This is a genomic window from Billgrantia sulfidoxydans (genome assembly GCF_017868775.1).
Lineage (GTDB): Bacteria > Pseudomonadota > Gammaproteobacteria > Pseudomonadales > Halomonadaceae > Halomonas > Halomonas sulfidoxydans.
On sequence record NZ_CP053381.1, the window covers coordinates 1598913 to 1613556 of the forward strand.

At 67.8% G+C, this 14644-nt stretch carries 14 protein-coding genes; 8 read left to right on the forward strand and 6 right to left on the reverse strand.

Annotated elements, in window-relative coordinates; all coding sequences use genetic code 11:
- Positions 1 to 89: 89 nt before the first annotated feature.
- Positions 90 to 1901, forward strand: a complete 1812-nt coding sequence (locus tag HNO51_RS07480) for an acyl-CoA dehydrogenase C-terminal domain-containing protein (protein ID WP_197450440.1) — start codon at positions 90 to 92, stop codon at positions 1899 to 1901.
- A gap of 110 nt (positions 1902 to 2011) precedes the next feature.
- On the opposite strand, the gene HNO51_RS07485 is transcribed toward HNO51_RS07480, so the two are convergent.
- Together HNO51_RS07485 and HNO51_RS07490 are read right to left on the reverse strand one after the other, a co-directional pair.
- A complete protein-coding gene (locus tag HNO51_RS07485; RefSeq protein WP_197450441.1) occupies positions 2012 to 3022 on the reverse strand; it encodes an alpha/beta hydrolase in 1011 nt (336 codons plus the stop codon).
- A complete protein-coding gene (locus HNO51_RS07490) occupies positions 3019 to 3321 on the reverse strand; it encodes a winged helix-turn-helix domain-containing protein (protein WP_197450442.1) in 303 nt (100 codons plus the stop codon). Before HNO51_RS07490 ends, HNO51_RS07485 begins: the two co-directional genes overlap by 4 nt.
- A 179-nt stretch (positions 3322 to 3500) precedes the next feature.
- Here HNO51_RS07490 and HNO51_RS07495 point away from each other — a divergent pair, with 179 nt between their 5' ends.
- The gene (locus HNO51_RS07495; RefSeq protein WP_197450443.1) at positions 3501 to 3761 is read left to right on the forward strand and encodes a hypothetical protein; all 261 of its coding nucleotides are present in this window, start codon (positions 3501 to 3503) and stop codon (positions 3759 to 3761) included.
- A gap of 20 nt (positions 3762 to 3781) precedes the next feature.
- Here HNO51_RS07495 and HNO51_RS07500 read toward each other — a convergent pair whose 3' ends face one another.
- Positions 3782 to 4207 (reverse strand): DUF721 domain-containing protein, encoded by a 426-nt coding sequence (locus HNO51_RS07500; RefSeq protein WP_234283513.1) that lies wholly within the window; start codon positions 4205 to 4207, stop codon positions 3782 to 3784.
- Positions 4208 to 4304: 97 nt separating this feature from the next.
- Here HNO51_RS07500 and HNO51_RS07505 point away from each other — a divergent pair, with 97 nt between their 5' ends.
- The 4 genes from HNO51_RS07505 (at position 4305) to HNO51_RS07520 (ending at position 9875) form a co-directional block, all read left to right on the forward strand.
- A complete protein-coding gene (locus HNO51_RS07505) occupies positions 4305 to 4697 on the forward strand; it encodes a hypothetical protein (protein ID WP_197450445.1) in 393 nt (130 codons plus the stop codon).
- A 62-nt stretch (positions 4698 to 4759) separates the two neighbouring features.
- Positions 4760 to 7498 carry a preprotein translocase subunit SecA gene (gene secA / locus HNO51_RS07510; RefSeq protein WP_197450446.1) on the forward strand — a complete coding sequence of 913 codons (2739 nt, stop codon included), beginning with the start codon at positions 4760 to 4762 and terminating at the stop codon, positions 7496 to 7498.
- A gap of 94 nt (positions 7499 to 7592) precedes the next feature.
- The gene (argJ, locus tag HNO51_RS07515; RefSeq protein WP_197450447.1) at positions 7593 to 8822 is read left to right on the forward strand and encodes a bifunctional glutamate N-acetyltransferase/amino-acid acetyltransferase ArgJ; all 1230 of its coding nucleotides are present in this window, start codon (positions 7593 to 7595) and stop codon (positions 8820 to 8822) included.
- 93 nt (positions 8823 to 8915) lie between these two features.
- Positions 8916 to 9875 (forward strand): Nudix family hydrolase, encoded by a 960-nt coding sequence (locus tag HNO51_RS07520; RefSeq protein WP_197450448.1) that lies wholly within the window; start codon positions 8916 to 8918, stop codon positions 9873 to 9875.
- 56 nt (positions 9876 to 9931) lie between these two features.
- Here HNO51_RS07520 and HNO51_RS07525 read toward each other — a convergent pair whose 3' ends face one another.
- Both HNO51_RS07525 and HNO51_RS07530 read right to left on the reverse strand, forming a co-directional pair.
- On the reverse strand, positions 9932 to 10834 hold the full coding sequence (locus HNO51_RS07525; RefSeq protein WP_197450449.1) for a carbon-nitrogen hydrolase: 903 nt from the start codon (positions 10832 to 10834) through the stop codon (positions 9932 to 9934).
- Positions 10831 to 11892, reverse strand: a complete 1062-nt coding sequence (locus tag HNO51_RS07530; RefSeq protein ID WP_197450450.1) for an agmatine deiminase family protein — start codon at positions 11890 to 11892, stop codon at positions 10831 to 10833. Before HNO51_RS07530 ends, HNO51_RS07525 begins: the two co-directional genes overlap by 4 nt.
- Before the next feature lie 162 nt (positions 11893 to 12054).
- Between HNO51_RS07530 and HNO51_RS07535 the strand changes: the two genes are divergently transcribed.
- Positions 12055 to 13296 (forward strand): lipoprotein-releasing ABC transporter permease subunit, encoded by a 1242-nt coding sequence (locus HNO51_RS07535; RefSeq protein WP_209538861.1) that lies wholly within the window; start codon positions 12055 to 12057, stop codon positions 13294 to 13296.
- Positions 13289 to 14032, forward strand: coding sequence for an ABC transporter ATP-binding protein (locus HNO51_RS07540; protein WP_197450452.1), 744 nt, complete (start codon positions 13289 to 13291; stop codon positions 14030 to 14032). Before HNO51_RS07535 ends, HNO51_RS07540 begins: the two co-directional genes overlap by 8 nt.
- A 43-nt stretch (positions 14033 to 14075) precedes the next feature.
- On the opposite strand, the gene HNO51_RS07545 is transcribed toward HNO51_RS07540, so the two are convergent.
- A complete protein-coding gene (locus tag HNO51_RS07545) occupies positions 14076 to 14615 on the reverse strand; it encodes a DUF2062 domain-containing protein (RefSeq protein ID WP_197450453.1) in 540 nt (179 codons plus the stop codon).
- Positions 14616 to 14644 lie beyond the last annotated feature (29 nt).

A 14644-nucleotide genomic window follows, 5' to 3' on the forward strand; every position in this document is an offset into this window, starting at 1 on the left:
AGTTTCAAACACATGTTTGAAAGCGGCCCTCGCTGCTTTCACTCGCCCGCTTTCAGGCGACCTAATGGCGACCTTTGTGGAGAGTAGAGATGCCCGACTACCAGGCCCCCCTGCGCGACCTTCGCTTCGTGATGGATGAGTTGCTGGACTATCCCGCACACTATGCCCGGCTGCCGGGCGGTGAAGAGGCCACGCCCGACGTGGTGGCCGCCATCCTCGAGGAGGGGGCGCGCTTTGCCCGCGAGGTACTGCTGCCGCTGAATCAGAGCGGTGACCGGGAGGGCTGCCTGCTGGAGGGCGGCGAGGTCAAGGCGCCCAAGGGGTTCCGTGAAGCCTACCAGCAGTACGTCGAAGGCGGCTGGCCGAGCCTGGCGGCGGACCCCGCCCACGGCGGCCAGGGGCTGCCGCACTCGCTGGCCATGGTACTCAACGAGATGGTGTGCTCCACCAACCTGGCCTGGGGCATGTATCCCGGGCTGTCCCATGGCGCCGCCGATGCGCTGCGTCATCATGGCACCGAGGAGCAGCAGGCCACCTACCTCACCAAGCTGGTGGAGGGCGTGTGGACCGGCACCATGTGCCTGACCGAGCCGCACTGCGGCACCGACCTGGGGTTGATCAAGACCCGCGCGGTGCCCACCGCCGACGGCGCCTACGAGATCACAGGGACCAAGATCTTCATCTCCGCGGGCGAGCACGACCTGGCCGAGAACATCGTCCACCTGGTACTGGCCAAGCTGCCGGATGCGCCGGAGGGCTCCAAGGGCATCTCACTGTTCGTGGTACCGAAGTTCTTGCCCGACGCCGAGGGCAACCCGGGCGAGCGTAACGGCGTAGCCTGTGGCTCGCTGGAACACAAGATGGGCATCCACGGCAACGCCACCTGCGTGATGAACTTCGATGCCGCCCGCGGCTTTCTCGTCGGGCCGCCCAACAAGGGGCTGGCCTGCATGTTCACCATGATGAACGCCGCGCGCCTGGGCGTGGGCATCCAGGGCCTGGGGCTGACCGAGGCGAGCTTCCAGAATGCCCTGGCCTATGCTCGCGATCGCCTGCAGATGCGTGCCCTCTCTGGCCCGCAGGCCCCCGAGAAGCCCGCCGACCCGATCATCGTTCACCCGGACGTGCGGCGCATGCTGCTGACCCAGAAGGCCTTTGCCGAGGGAGGCCGGATGCTGGTGCTGTACACCGCCCAGCTGCTCGATGTCGTCGAACACGGCCAGGACGCCGCCGAGCGCGAGCGCGCCGAGACCCTGCTGGGCCTGCTGACCCCAATCGTCAAGGCGTTCCTCACCGAGGTGGGCTTCGAGGCCACCAACGAGGGCGTGCAGGTCTTCGGCGGCCACGGCTTCATCCAGGAGTGGGGCATGGAACAGCTGGTGCGCGATTCGCGTATCACGCGCCTCTATGAAGGCACCACCGGCATCCAGGCCCTCGACCTGCTGGGCCGCAAGGTGCTGATGAGCCAGGGCGAGAGCCTCAAGGTCTTCACCAAGGAGATTCACAAGTTCTGCAAGGCCGAAGAGGGCAACGCCGAGCTGGCCGAGTTCATCGCGCCGCTGGCCAAGCTCAACGCCGAGTGGGGCGAGCTGACCATGGGCATTGGCATGAAGGCCATGAACGATCGCGAAGAAGTCGGGGCGGCCAGCGTCGACTACCTGATGTACTCCGGTTACGTGACGCTGGCCTACCTCTTCGCCCGAGCGGCCAGACAGGCGCGCGAGGCACTGGCGGCGGGCGGCGGCGACGCCGCCTTCTACGAGGCCAAGATCAAGACGGCGCGCTTCTACTTCCAGCGCCTGCTGCCGCGCACCCTGGCCCATGTGCGCATGATCCAGGCCGGTGCCGAACCGCTGATGGCACTGTCCGCGGAGGAGTTCGGCCTCGGCTTCGAGATCTGACCCCTACCAGGCACTCTCTCGGTCAGTGCGACTGATCGGTGTCTTGCGGCGGGCCCTGCCCGCCGCTTTTTTTCGTCCTGTTGAATTCACCTGCCCGGCGACGTTAGCGCTCAATCGCAGTGCGAAGCCAGCGTGCTCTCACGTGTGACCTCGTAGCCTGAGGGCAGCTTGCCACCGGGCGCAAGCAGCCAGGCTGCGAGGTCCTGCTCGGTGCGGTCGCGCCGCGTGTAGCGTGTCAGCATGTGGTAGCCGCCGGGGTAGAGCGCGAGGCGGATCCCTTCATCGTCGGGGAGGCGTCGCAGCAGGGCGCAGTAGGCTTGCATGGGGATGATCTGGTCCTCGTCGCCGTAGAGCACCAGGGCGGGTGGCGGCAGCTCGCTGGCGGCCTCGAGGGCAAGCCCCATGGTGCGGGTCAGGCCGTAGAGGGTGTCGACCCGCGCGCTGCGCAGGATCAGCGGGTCGCTGGCCAACTGCCGCTTGATCGCCTCGTCGTCGGTCGGCTCGATGCCCAGGCGACGGGGGGTGCGTATCGAGAAGCTGACCTGGGGGATCAGGCGCACGCCCAGCCATAATCCGAGGCGCTGGTACCAGGGCATGGCCTCCCTGCTCCACACGGCCGGGGAGATCAGCACGCTGCCGTCCACCGGGGGCGGCTCGTCGGCGCTCATGGCGAGCAGCGTCACCGCGGCGCCCATGCTCTTGCCGACCAGGTACAACGGCGTATCGGGGTGGCGCTCGCGCAGCAGCGCGGCGAGCAGGAGGACGTCGTCACGCAGCCGCTGGTAGCCGGGCCACACTCGACGCTGCGCAGTGGTGCCGAAGCCGCGCTGGTCGTGGGCATAGACCTCGATGCCATGTTCGTTCAGGGCGCTGGCCATGATCTCGAAGCTGCCGGCATGGTCGTTGAAGCCGTGTATCGCCAGCACCACGACCTCGGTTTCCTCCGTTGCAGGCCAGTGGCGCAGCGGCAGGCGGTAGCCATCGCCGGCAATGACCTGGTAGGAGGTCAGCCGGGGCTCGCTGCCGCCGGGCCCCGGTGTCTGCAGCTCCGGTCCGGCGCAACCCTCCAGCAGGAGTGCCAGGGGTACGAGCAGTGCCGCGGTCCAGCCAGGCCGCTTCATGACAGCGCGGGATAGCCCAGGGTGCGGCGCAGCCGTTCGGCATGGCGGGCCACCCAGTCCCGGTCGATGGGCCCCCAGTCGGTGATCTCGTAGCGGCCGCTGTTGTGGCGTTCGCCCGCGGCGGGACGAAATTCGCAGCGCATGTCCAACTCCTCGAGCGCCTTGAGCGTATCCTGGGCGGTACGCCGGGGCATGCCGGTCGCGGCGATGATGGCCGGCACGCTGGCGATGCCGTTGGCAATCAGATGGGCGAGATAGAGGCGACGATAGAAGCTGGACTGGGTCTTGCTTGGTGACATGGGCGACCTATTGTAGCGCAAGGGGCGGTTGACCAGCATAGCGCCGGGCGTGGTGCGGCTCCAGACCGGGTCGGCCGCAGGGGGTGTCCCGGCCTGCGTCATCACCTACAGTGAAAGCGAATGGCCCAAGTTCGAACCGGTGCCGGTTGCGGCCGGCATGGTCAGGCGGGAGGAGAGCGATGACCGTCAAGCACGTTGAAAAGAAGGAGCTGCTGGCCCAGGTAGGACGCTGCATGTTCGGGGAACGGCTGGTGGTCGAGCGCGAGGGCAAGCGCTTCTCGGCGCGTGTCCAGCATGTGGGGGTCACCGGCGTGAAGGTCGTGCCCGAGACGATGTTGGTCGAGCACGAGGGTGAACCCGGCGACATCAACGGGATTACCGTCTCCTATGACGACATTCGCGAAGTCGACATCGACGGTACCATCTTCCGCCTGGCGTGAGCGACGCGGGGCAGGTCGCGCTAGAGATCTCGCTCGGCGTGCGAGGCGAGGCGTTCCAAGGCGCGCTTGAGGCGCGGGTCGTCGACGTCGGCGGCGCAGGCGGAGATTTCGTCCGCGGCCGGGGCCGGCAGCGTGCGCACCTGGCGGGGTGGCACCTTGAGCGGGCGCACGGGGCGCACCTTCAGGCTGAAGCCGGTGACCGTGGCGAATTCCGGCAGCTGGTGCAGCAGCTCGAGCAGCCGTGGCTGCTCATAGCGCAGCCAGGTCAGCCACACCGCACGATCGGTGAGCAGGGTCAGCTTGCCGTCGCGATAGCCTCCTACGAACAGGTGCTCACGCACTTCCTCCGGGAGGTGCTCGCGAAGGTGCTGCTGGGCCCGGGCGACCAGCCTGGCCGTGCGCATCAGCGGCGCCAGCTCGCCCTTGCCTCCCAGCAGGCGAGACATGGGCTGTGCTCGTGAGCGCTTAACCTTTATACTCATGGGCTTGTTTCTCGTCCGAACCAACACGCCAAGCCTAGCACGCTCGGAGACCCGCGACAGCATGACCGCCGCCCAGCCACAGGATCGTAGCGTCGCCAGCCCGTCGGCTGCGTCGCCTCGCTGTCGTCAGCGGTCGCGCTGGTGGCTGGCCGGGCTGCTGGTAAGCTGCCTGCTGCCGGCCGGCCTGACCCAGGCGGAAACGCTGCGCCTGGCCGAGCGGGTGGTACAGACCTGCATTCTCGCCCCCACGCTGATGCGTGCCCGCTGTCGCTACGTGGCCCGCCGCCGCGCCTTGCCACGCTGGCCGCAGCGGCGCCCGATGGCCGTGGCAAGGCGTGTCGTGCCAAAGCGCCTGGCGCCCCCGCGTCGCTGGGCGGCCGCCCATGACGTCCTTTCCCGCCGCGGGCCTCCCCGCGTGCCGCGTCGTCCCCAAGCCAACCCATGCTGCCGGTGACGGCTGGTTCCCGCCAGTCCTGAACAGCGCCGGCTGAACGCGACACGCAGAATGGACGTTTCATGATCAATTCTTTGTTACGCAAGGTCGTCGGCTCCAAGAACGACCGCGAAGTCAAACGCATGCAGCGCCAGGTGGCGCAGATCAACGCGCTGGAACCGCAGTTCGAGGCGCTCGACGATGCCGCGCTCCGGGCGCGCAGCGAGGAGTTCCGCCAGCGCCTTTCCGCCGGCGAGAGCCTCGATGACCTGCTGCCCGAGGCGTTCGCCACGGTGCGCGAGGCCAGCAAGCGCGTGATGGGCATGCGCCACTTCGACGTGCAGATGATCGGTGGCATGACCCTGCACCGCGGACGCATCGCCGAGATGAAGACCGGCGAGGGCAAGACCCTGGTGGCGACGCTCGCGGTCTATCTCAACGCCCTGCCGGGCAATGGCGTGCACGTGGTGACCGTCAACGACTACCTGGCGCGCCGCGACGCCGAGTGGATGCGCCCGCTGTACGAGTTCCTCGGCCTTTCGGTGGGCATCATCTACTCGGGGCAGACGTCCGAGGAGAAGCGTGCCGCCTATGCCTGCGACATCACCTACGGCACCAACAATGAATACGGTTTCGACTATCTGCGCGACAACATGGCCTTCTCGCTGGAGGACAAGGTCCAGCGCGGCCTGAGCTTCGCCATCGTCGACGAGGTCGACTCGATCCTGATCGACGAGGCGCGCACGCCGCTGATCATCTCCGGCGCGGTGGACGAGAACACCGAGCTCTACAAGGTGGTCGACCGCCTGGCGGCCCAACTGGAGAAGGGCGAGGTCTCCGAGGACGACGAGGCGCCCGTCAGCGGCGACTTCCTGCTCGAGGAGAAGCACAAGCAGGTCGAGATCACCGAGGCTGGCCACCACAGGGTCGAGGAGCTGATGCGCGCCGAGGGGCTGCTCGGCGAAAACGATTCGCTCTACGCTGCCCAGAACCTCAACCTGCTGCACCACATGCATTCGGCGCTGCGCGCCCGCCATCTCTACCACCGCGACGTCGACTACATCGTCGCCAACAACCAGGTGGTGATCGTCGACGAGCACACCGGGCGCACCATGCCGGGGCGGCGCTGGTCCGAGGGCCTGCACCAGGCGGTGGAGGCCAAGGAGGGCGTACCCGTGCAGCGCGAGAGCCAGACGCTGGCCTCGACCACCTTCCAGAATTATTTCCGCCTCTACGACAAGCTGGCCGGCATGACCGGCACCGCCGATACCGAGGCCTTCGAGTTCCGCCAGATCTACGGCCTCGACGTGGTGGTCATCCCCACCAACCGGCCACTGATCCGCCGCGACCTCAACGACCTGGTCTACCTCACCGCGGAGGAGAAGTTCGAGGCCATCATCGACGACGTCAAGGCCGAGACCGAGGCCGGCCGCCCGGTGCTGGTGGGTACCGCCTCCATCGAGACCTCCGAGTACCTGGCCGGGCTGATGAAGCAGGCCGGGCTGCGCTTCAACGTGCTCAACGCCAAGCAGCACCAGAGCGAGGCCGAGATCATCGCTCAGGCCGGTCGCCCCGGGGCCATCACCATTGCCACCAACATGGCCGGTCGCGGTACCGACATCGTGCTGGGCGGCAACTGGGAGGCCGAGGCGGCCAAGCTCGACAACCCCAGCGCGGCGCAGATCGAGACGCTGCGCGAAGAGTGGCGGGTGCGTCACGAGGCGGTGCTGGAGGCCGGCGGCCTGCACGTGATCGGCTCCGAGCGCCACGAGTCGCGGCGCATCGACAACCAGCTGCGCGGCCGTGCCGGCCGCCAGGGCGACCCGGGCTCGACGCGTTTCTTCCTCTCCATGGAAGACAGCCTGATGCGCCTGTTCGGCTCCGACCGGGTGCAGCGCATGATGAAGGCGCTGGGCCTGGAGCGCGGCGAGGCGATCGAACACAAGATGGTCACCAATGCCGTGGAGCGGGCGCAGAAGAAGGTCGAGAGCCGCAACTTCGACATCCGCAAGCAGTTGCTCGAGTACGACGATGTCGCCAACGACCAACGCCGCGTGATCTACGAGCAGCGCAACGAGATTCTCGCCGCCGAGGACGTTTCCGAGAACGTGCTGGGCATCCGCGACGAGGTGCTCGATCTCGCCATCAGCGACTTCGTGCCGCCGCAGAGCCTGCCGGAGCAGTGGGACCTGGCCGGCCTGCAGGAGCATCTCAAGACCGAGTTCCATCTCGACGCACCCGTAATCGAGTGGTCCGAGCAGGACGAGCGCTTCCACGAGGAGCAGCTGCGCGAGCGTCTGCACGAGATGCACCGCGGCATCTATCGGGAGAAGATCGAGATTGCCGGCGCCGAGCTAATGCGCCGCTTCGAGAAGCAGATCATGCTGCAGGTGCTCGATACGCGCTGGAAGGAGCATCTGCAGTCGATGGATCACCTACGCCGCGGCATTCATCTGCGCGGCTATGCGCAGAAGAACCCCAAGCAGGAGTACAAGCGCGAAGCCTTCGAGCTGTTCCAGACGCTGCTGGCCAACATCAAGGCCGACATCACGCGGATCACCAGCCACGTGCAGGTGCGCCGCCCGGAGGAGGTCGACGAACTCGAACGCCAGCGGCGCGAGGCGCTGGAGCGTGAGAAGGCCGCCGCTGCCAGCCGTCACGAGGCGCCCGAACTTGCCGAGGGCGAGGAGCCGGCCGGGGCCGCGATGCCGGCGGCCGACGCGCGCCCCGTGCGTCGGGAAGGACCCAAGGTGGGGCGCAACGATCCCTGCCCCTGTGGGTCGGGCAAAAAGTACAAGCAGTGCTGCGGCCAGTTGAGCTGAAGCGAATGCCTGCGCGCCGTGTGCCTGGCGGCGCGTTTGCGTGCGGGGCCGCTCGGCCATCAGATCGTGCTGTTAACTGAGGAGTGAACGTTCCATGGCGGTGGGTGAGACACGTTTTCCGGCCATGCCGGCCATCGAGGGGCTGCGCCTGGGTACCGCCATGGCGGGCATCAAGAAGCCGGGCCGGCGCGACCTGGTGGTGATCGAGATTGCCGAGGGTGCGCGGGTGGCGGGCAGCTTTACCCTCAACGCCTTTTGCGCCGCGCCCGTTACCGTGGCCAAGGAGCACCTGGCGACCTGCCAGGCGCGCGGTGAGGGGGCCCGCCTGCTGGTGATCAACACCGGCAACGCCAACGCCGGCACCGGCCAGGCCGGCCTGCGCGATGCCCGGGCGACCTGCGCCGAGCTGGCCGGGCTCGCCGGCGTGTCGGCGGACAGGGTGCTGCCGTTCTCCACCGGGGTGATCGGCGAGCCGCTGCCGATGGAGCGGCTGCTGGGCGGCCTTGCGCCGGCGCTCGGGGCGCTTGGCGCCGACAGCGAAGCGTGGCAACAGGCCGGCGAGGGCATCCTGACCACCGATACGCGCCCCAAGGGGGCCAGCGTGACCCTGGAGCTGGGCGGGGGCAGGGTGATCATCAACGGCATCAGCAAGGGCTCGGGCATGATCAAGCCCAACATGGCGACCATGCTGGCCTTCGTCGCCACCGATGCCACCATCGAGCAGGCGCTGCTCGATTCGCTGCTGCGCGAGACGGTGGATCGCTCGTTCAACTGCATCACCGTGGACGGCGACACCTCGACCAACGATGCCTGCATGCTGATCGCCACCGGCCGCGGTGCCACGGTTGCCAGCGACGAGGAGATCGCGCTGTTCCGCAACGGCTTGCAGCGGGTCATGACCGAGCTGGCACAGGCGATCATCCGCGACGGCGAGGGCGCCACCAAGTTCGTCACGCTCGAAGTCACCGAGGCGGCGAGCCGCGAGGAGGCGCTGGAGGTGGCCTTCACCGTGGCGCACTCGCCGCTGGTGAAGACGGCGCTGTTCGCCTCCGACGCCAACTGGGGGCGCATCCTGGCGGCGGTGGGGCGCGCCCCGGTACGCGACTTCGACGTCGAGCGGGTGACCATCGACCTGGGCGACGTGAGACTGGTCGAGAACGGCGGCCGGGCCCCGGGATACACCGAGGAGCAGGGTAGTCGGGTGATGCGCGAGGCGGAGATCGTCATCCGTATCGCGCTGGGCCGAGGCGAGGAGAGCGCCACGGTATGGACCTCCGATCTGTCCCACGATTATGTCAGCATCAATGCCGATTATCGCAGCTAGGCCATCGCAGCTAGACAGGGCCGCGACGCATGAACATCACCCCTGCGCCGCTCGTGACGGTGCGGGACCAGCGGGTAGGAGTCAATGAACGTAATGGTGAAGAGAAGGGTGCACGTGGCGGCGGCCGCCATCATCAGCAGCGATGGCCAGAAGGCGCTGATCGCCCGCCGTCCCTCCAACGTCGATCATGGTGGTCTGTGGGAGTTTCCGGGTGGCAAGCTGGCGCCCTACGAGACCGGCCTTGAGGGGCTCAAGCGCGAGCTGCACGAGGAGCTCGGGGTGGAGATCCGGCGCGCGCAGCCGCTGATTCGCGTGCATCACGAATATCCCGACAAGCACATCCTGCTCGATGTCTGGCAGGTGCATGAGTTCAGCGGCGAGCCGTTCGGGCGCGAAGGGCAGGCGGTGCGCTGGGTGCCGCTCGACGAGCTGGTCAACTACCCGTTCCCGGCGGCCAATCTGCCGATCCTGCAGGCGGTGATGCTGCCGACCGAGTACCTCATTACCGATGAGGAGCAGGACGAGGCGGTGTTCGATACCTGTCTCGAGCGGGCGCTGGTGGAGGATCGCGTGCGCCTGGTCCAGCTGCGGGCCAAGACCCTCGACGAAGCCGCCTACCTGGAACGTGCCGAGCACGCCCTGGCGCTGTGTCGCCGGCATGGGGCGCGCCTGCTGCTGAATGGCGAGCCGGAGCTGCTGGGTCGCGTCGACGCAGACGGCATCCACCTGACCAGTGAGCGGCTGATGAGTCTGGAGCGGCGGCCCATTGCCGAGAGCAAATGGCTGGCGGCATCGACCCACGATCGCCAGCAGCTCGGTCAGGCCGCCCGTATCGGCTGCGACTTCGTCACCCTGTCGCCGCTGCGCACCACGCCGTCGCACCCCGAAGTGGCGCCGATGGGCTGGCATGACTTCCAGCAGTTGGTGGAGCGCGCCGCCATGCCGGTGTTCGCGCTGGGCGGCATGACCCGCTTCGACGCCAACCACGCCCGTGCCGTGGGTGCCCAGGGCATCGCCTCGATCCGCGATTTCTGGAAAGCGCCGGAGGCCTGAGTTCCAGCCCGTCGGCCGCGCGGGCATGGCTCGCTCGGCCACCCGCCGCGATTCGTTCAGTCTCTATAGCGCCGGGTCAGGTCGCCATAGGCGTCGATGCGACGGTCGCGCAGGTAGGGCCAGATGCGCCGCACGTCCTCGCCGCGGCTCATGTCGAGCGTGACCAGCAGGCGTTCGGCCTCGGTGCCGGCGTGGGCCAGCAGCTCGCCCTGAGGGCCGGCGACGAAGCTGCCCCCCCAGAAGTCGATACCGTCGCCGACGCCGGAGTGGTCCGGTTCGTGGCCGACGCGGTTGGCGACGATCACCGGCAGCCCGTTGGCCACCGCGTGGCTGCGCTGGATCAGCGTCCAGGCCTCCTTCTGGCGTGACTTCTCGCCGTCGTCGTCGCCGGGGCTCCAGCCGATGGCGGTGGGGTAGAGCAGCACTTCCGCGCCGGCCAGTGCCATCAGGCGCGCCGCTTCCGGATACCACTGATCCCAGCAGACCAATAGCCCCAGCCGGCCCACCGAGGTGTCGATGGGCTGGAAGCCCTGCTTGCGGCTGTCGTCCTGATCGCCCGGGGCGAAGTAGAACTTCTCGTAGAAGCCCGGATCGTCGGGGATGTGCATCTTGCGATAGACGCCGACCTGGCCGCGGTCGCGGTCGTAGACCACGGCGGTGTTGTGGTAGAGGCCCGGGGCGCGGCGCTCGAACAGCGAGCCCACCAGCACGATGCCGAGTTCGGCCGCGAGCGCCGCCAGGCGCTGGCCGGTGGGGCCGTCCAGAGGCTCGGCCAGGTCGAACAGCTCGGTGGCCTCGTACTGACAGAAATAGTGCGTGGCATGCAGCTCCTGCAGCAGTACCAGCTCGGCGCCGGCAGCCGCCAACTCGCGCACGCCGGCTTCGCTCTCGGCCAGGCTGCGCTCCTTGTCCGGCCAGGCGGGTTGCTGGACCAGGCCGACCTTGAGGGTGCGGGTCATGAGGTTTCTCCTTGCTGTGTAGCGGCGTTCAGGCTGCCCAGGGGGAGCTGCATGGTGAGACAGTGCAGGCTGCCGTGCTGGCGGATCACGCTAAGGCAGTCGATCGGCACGATGTCGCGGTCGGGGAAGGCCTCGGCCAGAGCGGCGAGCGCCCGGCTGTCGGCGGCGTCACCATAGACAGGCACCAGCACCGCGGAGTTCACGATCAGGAAGTTGGCATAGGTGGCCGGCAGCCGGTGGCCGTCCTCCGGATCGTAGCAGGGGCGCGGCCACGGCAGCGGCACCAGGCGGTAGGGCTCGCCGTCGGCGCGGCGAAACGCCTTGAGCTCGGCCTCCATGGCGGCCAGCGCCGGGTAGTGCGGGTCGGCGTCGTCGTCGCAGCGCATGTAGGCGATGGTGGCCGGGTCGCAGAAGCGTGCCAGGGTATCCACGTGGCTGTCGGTGTCATCGCCTTCGAGGTGGCCATTGGCCAACCACAGCACGCGCTCGATGCCGAAATCGGCCCTGAGCATGCCCTCTACCGCCCCGCGGTCGAGCTGCGGGTTGCGGTTGGGGTTGAGCAGGCAGGCCTCGGTGGTGAGCAGGGTACCTGCGCCGTCGGTGTCGATGGCGCCGCCTTCAAGCACGACGTCGCGCCCCTCGATCGGGCAGGCGTAGACGCCGGCTTCGGCCAGCCGGCGGGTCAACCGGTCGTCGCGTCCGGCCTCGAACTTGCCGCCCCAGCCGGTGAAGACGTAATCCAGCAGCACGGGCTGGCCGTCGCGCTCGATGGCGATGGGGCCATGGTCCCGGGCCCAGGTGTCGTCGGCCTCGGCCACGGCCAGCCGCAGGCGCGAGGCATCGACCCCCAGGTTGGCGAAGCGCCGTGCGAGATGGCTGCGGGTGGCGGTGTCGGGCACCGCGATCAGCACCTGCTGATAGCGCGCGATGGCCACTACCATCGCTTCCATGGTGGCCTCGATGCGCTCGAGCAGCGGCGCCCAATCGCTGGTCGGGCTGGGCCAGGTGAGCTGGATGGCATCCTGAGGATGCCATTCGGGAAGCAGGCGGTTGGCCATGAACGAAGCCTCTTGAGTCGCGTCTTAAGACGGTGCCGGTAGCGAGTCGGCGCAATGTAGGCGTGCATCGACAATCTTGCAAGCACTGGGCAATCCACACGCACCCGATGCAGCGCAGCGCAAAAAACCGTACCATGGCCCCCTCTGACAAGGAACGCGATGATGCTCGACCGCCTGCCACTGTTGATCGGGTTGCGCTATGTGCGCGCCAAGCGCCGCAACCACTTCATTTCCTTCATCTCCATGACCTCCATGCTGGGCCTGATGCTGGGCGTGGCGGTATTGATCCTGGTGCTCTCGGTGATGAACGGCTTCGACCACGAGCTGCGCACGCGCATCCTCGGCATGGTGCCGCACACCAAGATCGAGTCGCGCAGCGGCCTGGTCGAGTGGGAGGCGCTGGCCGACCAACTGATGCAGCGTGAACGGGTGATCGGCGCCGCGCCCTACGTGCAGCAGCAGGGCATGTTCTCGGTGAGCGGACGCAACGAGGGCGCCATGGTCAATGGCATTCACCCCGACTGGGAGGGGCGAGTCTCGATCATCGGCCGCCACATGCGCCAGGGCAGTCTCGACGACCTGCAGCCAGGCGAGTGGAACGTCGTGCTGGGTTCGCTGCTGGCGCGCCACCTGGGCGTCGGCGTGGGTGACCGGGTCACCTTGCTGGTGCCCGAGGCTTCGATCACGCCGGCCGGCGTCTTCCCGCGCCTCAAGCGCTTCACGGTGAGCGGGATCTTCAGCGTCGGGGCCGACCTCGACGCCAGCCTGGCCTACGCCAACATCGAGGACATGCAGGCCCTGGCGCGCCTGGGTGATGCGGTAGGCGGGCTGCGCCTCGAGCTGAACGACCTGTTTGCCGCCGGTGCCGAGACCCGTGCCATCATCGATCAGTTGGGCGGCGGCTATCGCGGCATCGACTGGACCTTCTCCCATGGTAACCTGTTCCAGGCCATCCAGATGGAGAAGCGCATGATCGCACTGCTGCTCACGGTGATCATCGCCGTGGCCGCCTTCAACATCGTCTCGACCCTGGTCATGGTTGTGACCGACAAGCACGCCGACATCGCCATTCTGCGTACCATCGGCGCTACGCCACGTTCGATCATGGGCATCTTCGTGGTGCAGGGTCTGGCGATCGGCGTGATCGGCATCGCCATCGGCGTGGGGCTGGGTATCCTGCTGGCACTGACCGTCTCCGATCTGATCGGCTGGGTGGAGTCGACGCTGGGCATCCAGTTCCTCGATGCCGGGGTCTATTTCATCAGCGATCTACCGTCGCGCCTGCACTGGGACGACGTGCGAGACATCGTCGCCGCCGCCTTCGGCTTGACCTTCCTCTCCACTCTCTATCCGGCCTGGCGCGCCTCGCGCGTGCAGCCCGCTGAGGTACTGCGCTATGAGTGATTCGGCCACCGCGAACCACGAGAGCCTGTTGCAGCGTACGGCCAGCGGCAGGGTGATGCTGGCCTGTCGTGACCTCACCCGCGTCTATCGCGAGGGGCCGCAGGACGTCACCGTGCTCGATGGCCTCTCGCTCGAGGTGCGCGCTGGGGAACGGGTCGCCGTGGTGGGCAGCTCGGGGTCGGGCAAGACCACGTTGCTCAACCTGCTGGGGGGGCTCGATCGTCCCACCCGCGGCGAGGTGAGCATCGCCGGTGAGTCGTTGCTCGAGCTGGGTGAGGCGGCGCTGGGCAGGTTTCGCAACCGACACATCGGCTTCGTCTATCAGTTCCACCATCTGCTCGCCGAATTCACCGCGCTGGAGAACGCGGCGCTGCCGCTGATCGTGCGCGGCCAGCGCAAGAAGGCCGCCGAAGCCAGGGCGCGCGAGCTGCTGGTCAAGGTGGGCATCGAGCACCGGGCCGACCACAAGCCTGGCGAGCTCTCGGGGGGGGAGCGCCAGCGCGTGGCCATCGCCCGGGCGCTGGTCACCGACCCCAGTCTGGTGCTGATGGACGAGCCGACCGGCAACCTCGACCAGGCCACCGCGGCCAGCATCCTGGCGTTGATGGACGAGCTGGCCCGCACCACGGAGTGCGCCTTCGTCGTGGTGACTCATGACCCTTCGCTTGCCGCGCACCAGGATCGGGTGATGAGGTTGGACGGGGGGCGCCTCACCGAACAGGGCGAGAGAGGCTAGCGTCGAGGCGTTCGAGACCCTTCCAAGCCCCCGCTCCGGGGGCTTAGTCGTTCATGTCACGGCGCCGCAGGCGTCGCTTCAGGGTACGCTGCTTCCAGCTGCGTGAGATGCGCCAGCGCCATACCAGGCGTACCAGCAGATTCGCCAGAATGGCCAGCACGATGGCCGTTGCCACCGAGCCAAGCGCCAAGGCGGGCAGAATGTCGGCCATGCGTTCGGCGATCCAGCGGGTCGAGATGCGGGCGGGGGCTTCGCGCGCCGGGGTGTCCATCAGCCAGGCGCCGATGCGGTAGTTGCCGTAGAAGACCAGCGGCATGGTCAGGGGATTGGTGATCCATACCAGGCCCACGGAGAGCGGAAGGTTGCAGCGCAGCAGCCAGGCGCCGAGGGCGGCCACCACCATCTGGCAGGGGATCGGCAGCATGGCGCTGAACATGCCCACGGAGAAGGCGTTGGCCACGGTTCGCCGGGTGAGCACCCATAGCCCGGGATCGCCGATCATGCGGCTCATGAAGCGCAGCGAACGCTGGCGCCTGAGCGTCTCGGGATTGGGCATGTAGCGCTGCAGGAATCGGCGCGGCATGTCGGATTGGCTCGCTGCTTCGTGACCCG

Excerpts from the sequence above, each read along its gene's own strand:
- HNO51_RS07480 (WP_197450440.1), top strand. The coding sequence starts at position 90 with ATGCCCGACTACCAGGCCCCCCTGCGCGACCTTCGCTTCGTGATGGAT.
- HNO51_RS07485 (WP_197450441.1), bottom strand. The coding sequence starts at position 3,022 with ATGAAGCGGCCTGGCTGGACCGCGGCACTGCTCGTACCCCTGGCACTC.
- HNO51_RS07490 (WP_197450442.1), bottom strand. The coding sequence starts at position 3,321 with ATGTCACCAAGCAAGACCCAGTCCAGCTTCTATCGTCGCCTCTATCTC.
- HNO51_RS07495 (WP_197450443.1), top strand. The coding sequence starts at position 3,501 with ATGACCGTCAAGCACGTTGAAAAGAAGGAGCTGCTGGCCCAGGTAGGA.
- HNO51_RS07500 (WP_234283513.1), bottom strand. The coding sequence starts at position 4,207 with ATGTCTCGCCTGCTGGGAGGCAAGGGCGAGCTGGCGCCGCTGATGCGC.
- HNO51_RS07505 (WP_197450445.1), top strand. The coding sequence starts at position 4,305 with ATGACCGCCGCCCAGCCACAGGATCGTAGCGTCGCCAGCCCGTCGGCT.
- secA (WP_197450446.1), top strand. The coding sequence starts at position 4,760 with ATGATCAATTCTTTGTTACGCAAGGTCGTCGGCTCCAAGAACGACCGC.
- argJ (WP_197450447.1), top strand. The coding sequence starts at position 7,593 with ATGGCGGTGGGTGAGACACGTTTTCCGGCCATGCCGGCCATCGAGGGG.
- HNO51_RS07520 (WP_197450448.1), top strand. The coding sequence starts at position 8,916 with ATGGTGAAGAGAAGGGTGCACGTGGCGGCGGCCGCCATCATCAGCAGC.
- HNO51_RS07525 (WP_197450449.1), bottom strand. The coding sequence starts at position 10,834 with ATGACCCGCACCCTCAAGGTCGGCCTGGTCCAGCAACCCGCCTGGCCG.
- HNO51_RS07530 (WP_197450450.1), bottom strand. The coding sequence starts at position 11,892 with ATGGCCAACCGCCTGCTTCCCGAATGGCATCCTCAGGATGCCATCCAG.
- HNO51_RS07535 (WP_209538861.1), top strand. The coding sequence starts at position 12,055 with ATGCTCGACCGCCTGCCACTGTTGATCGGGTTGCGCTATGTGCGCGCC.
- HNO51_RS07540 (WP_197450452.1), top strand. The coding sequence starts at position 13,289 with ATGAGTGATTCGGCCACCGCGAACCACGAGAGCCTGTTGCAGCGTACG.
- HNO51_RS07545 (WP_197450453.1), bottom strand. The coding sequence starts at position 14,615 with ATGCCGCGCCGATTCCTGCAGCGCTACATGCCCAATCCCGAGACGCTC.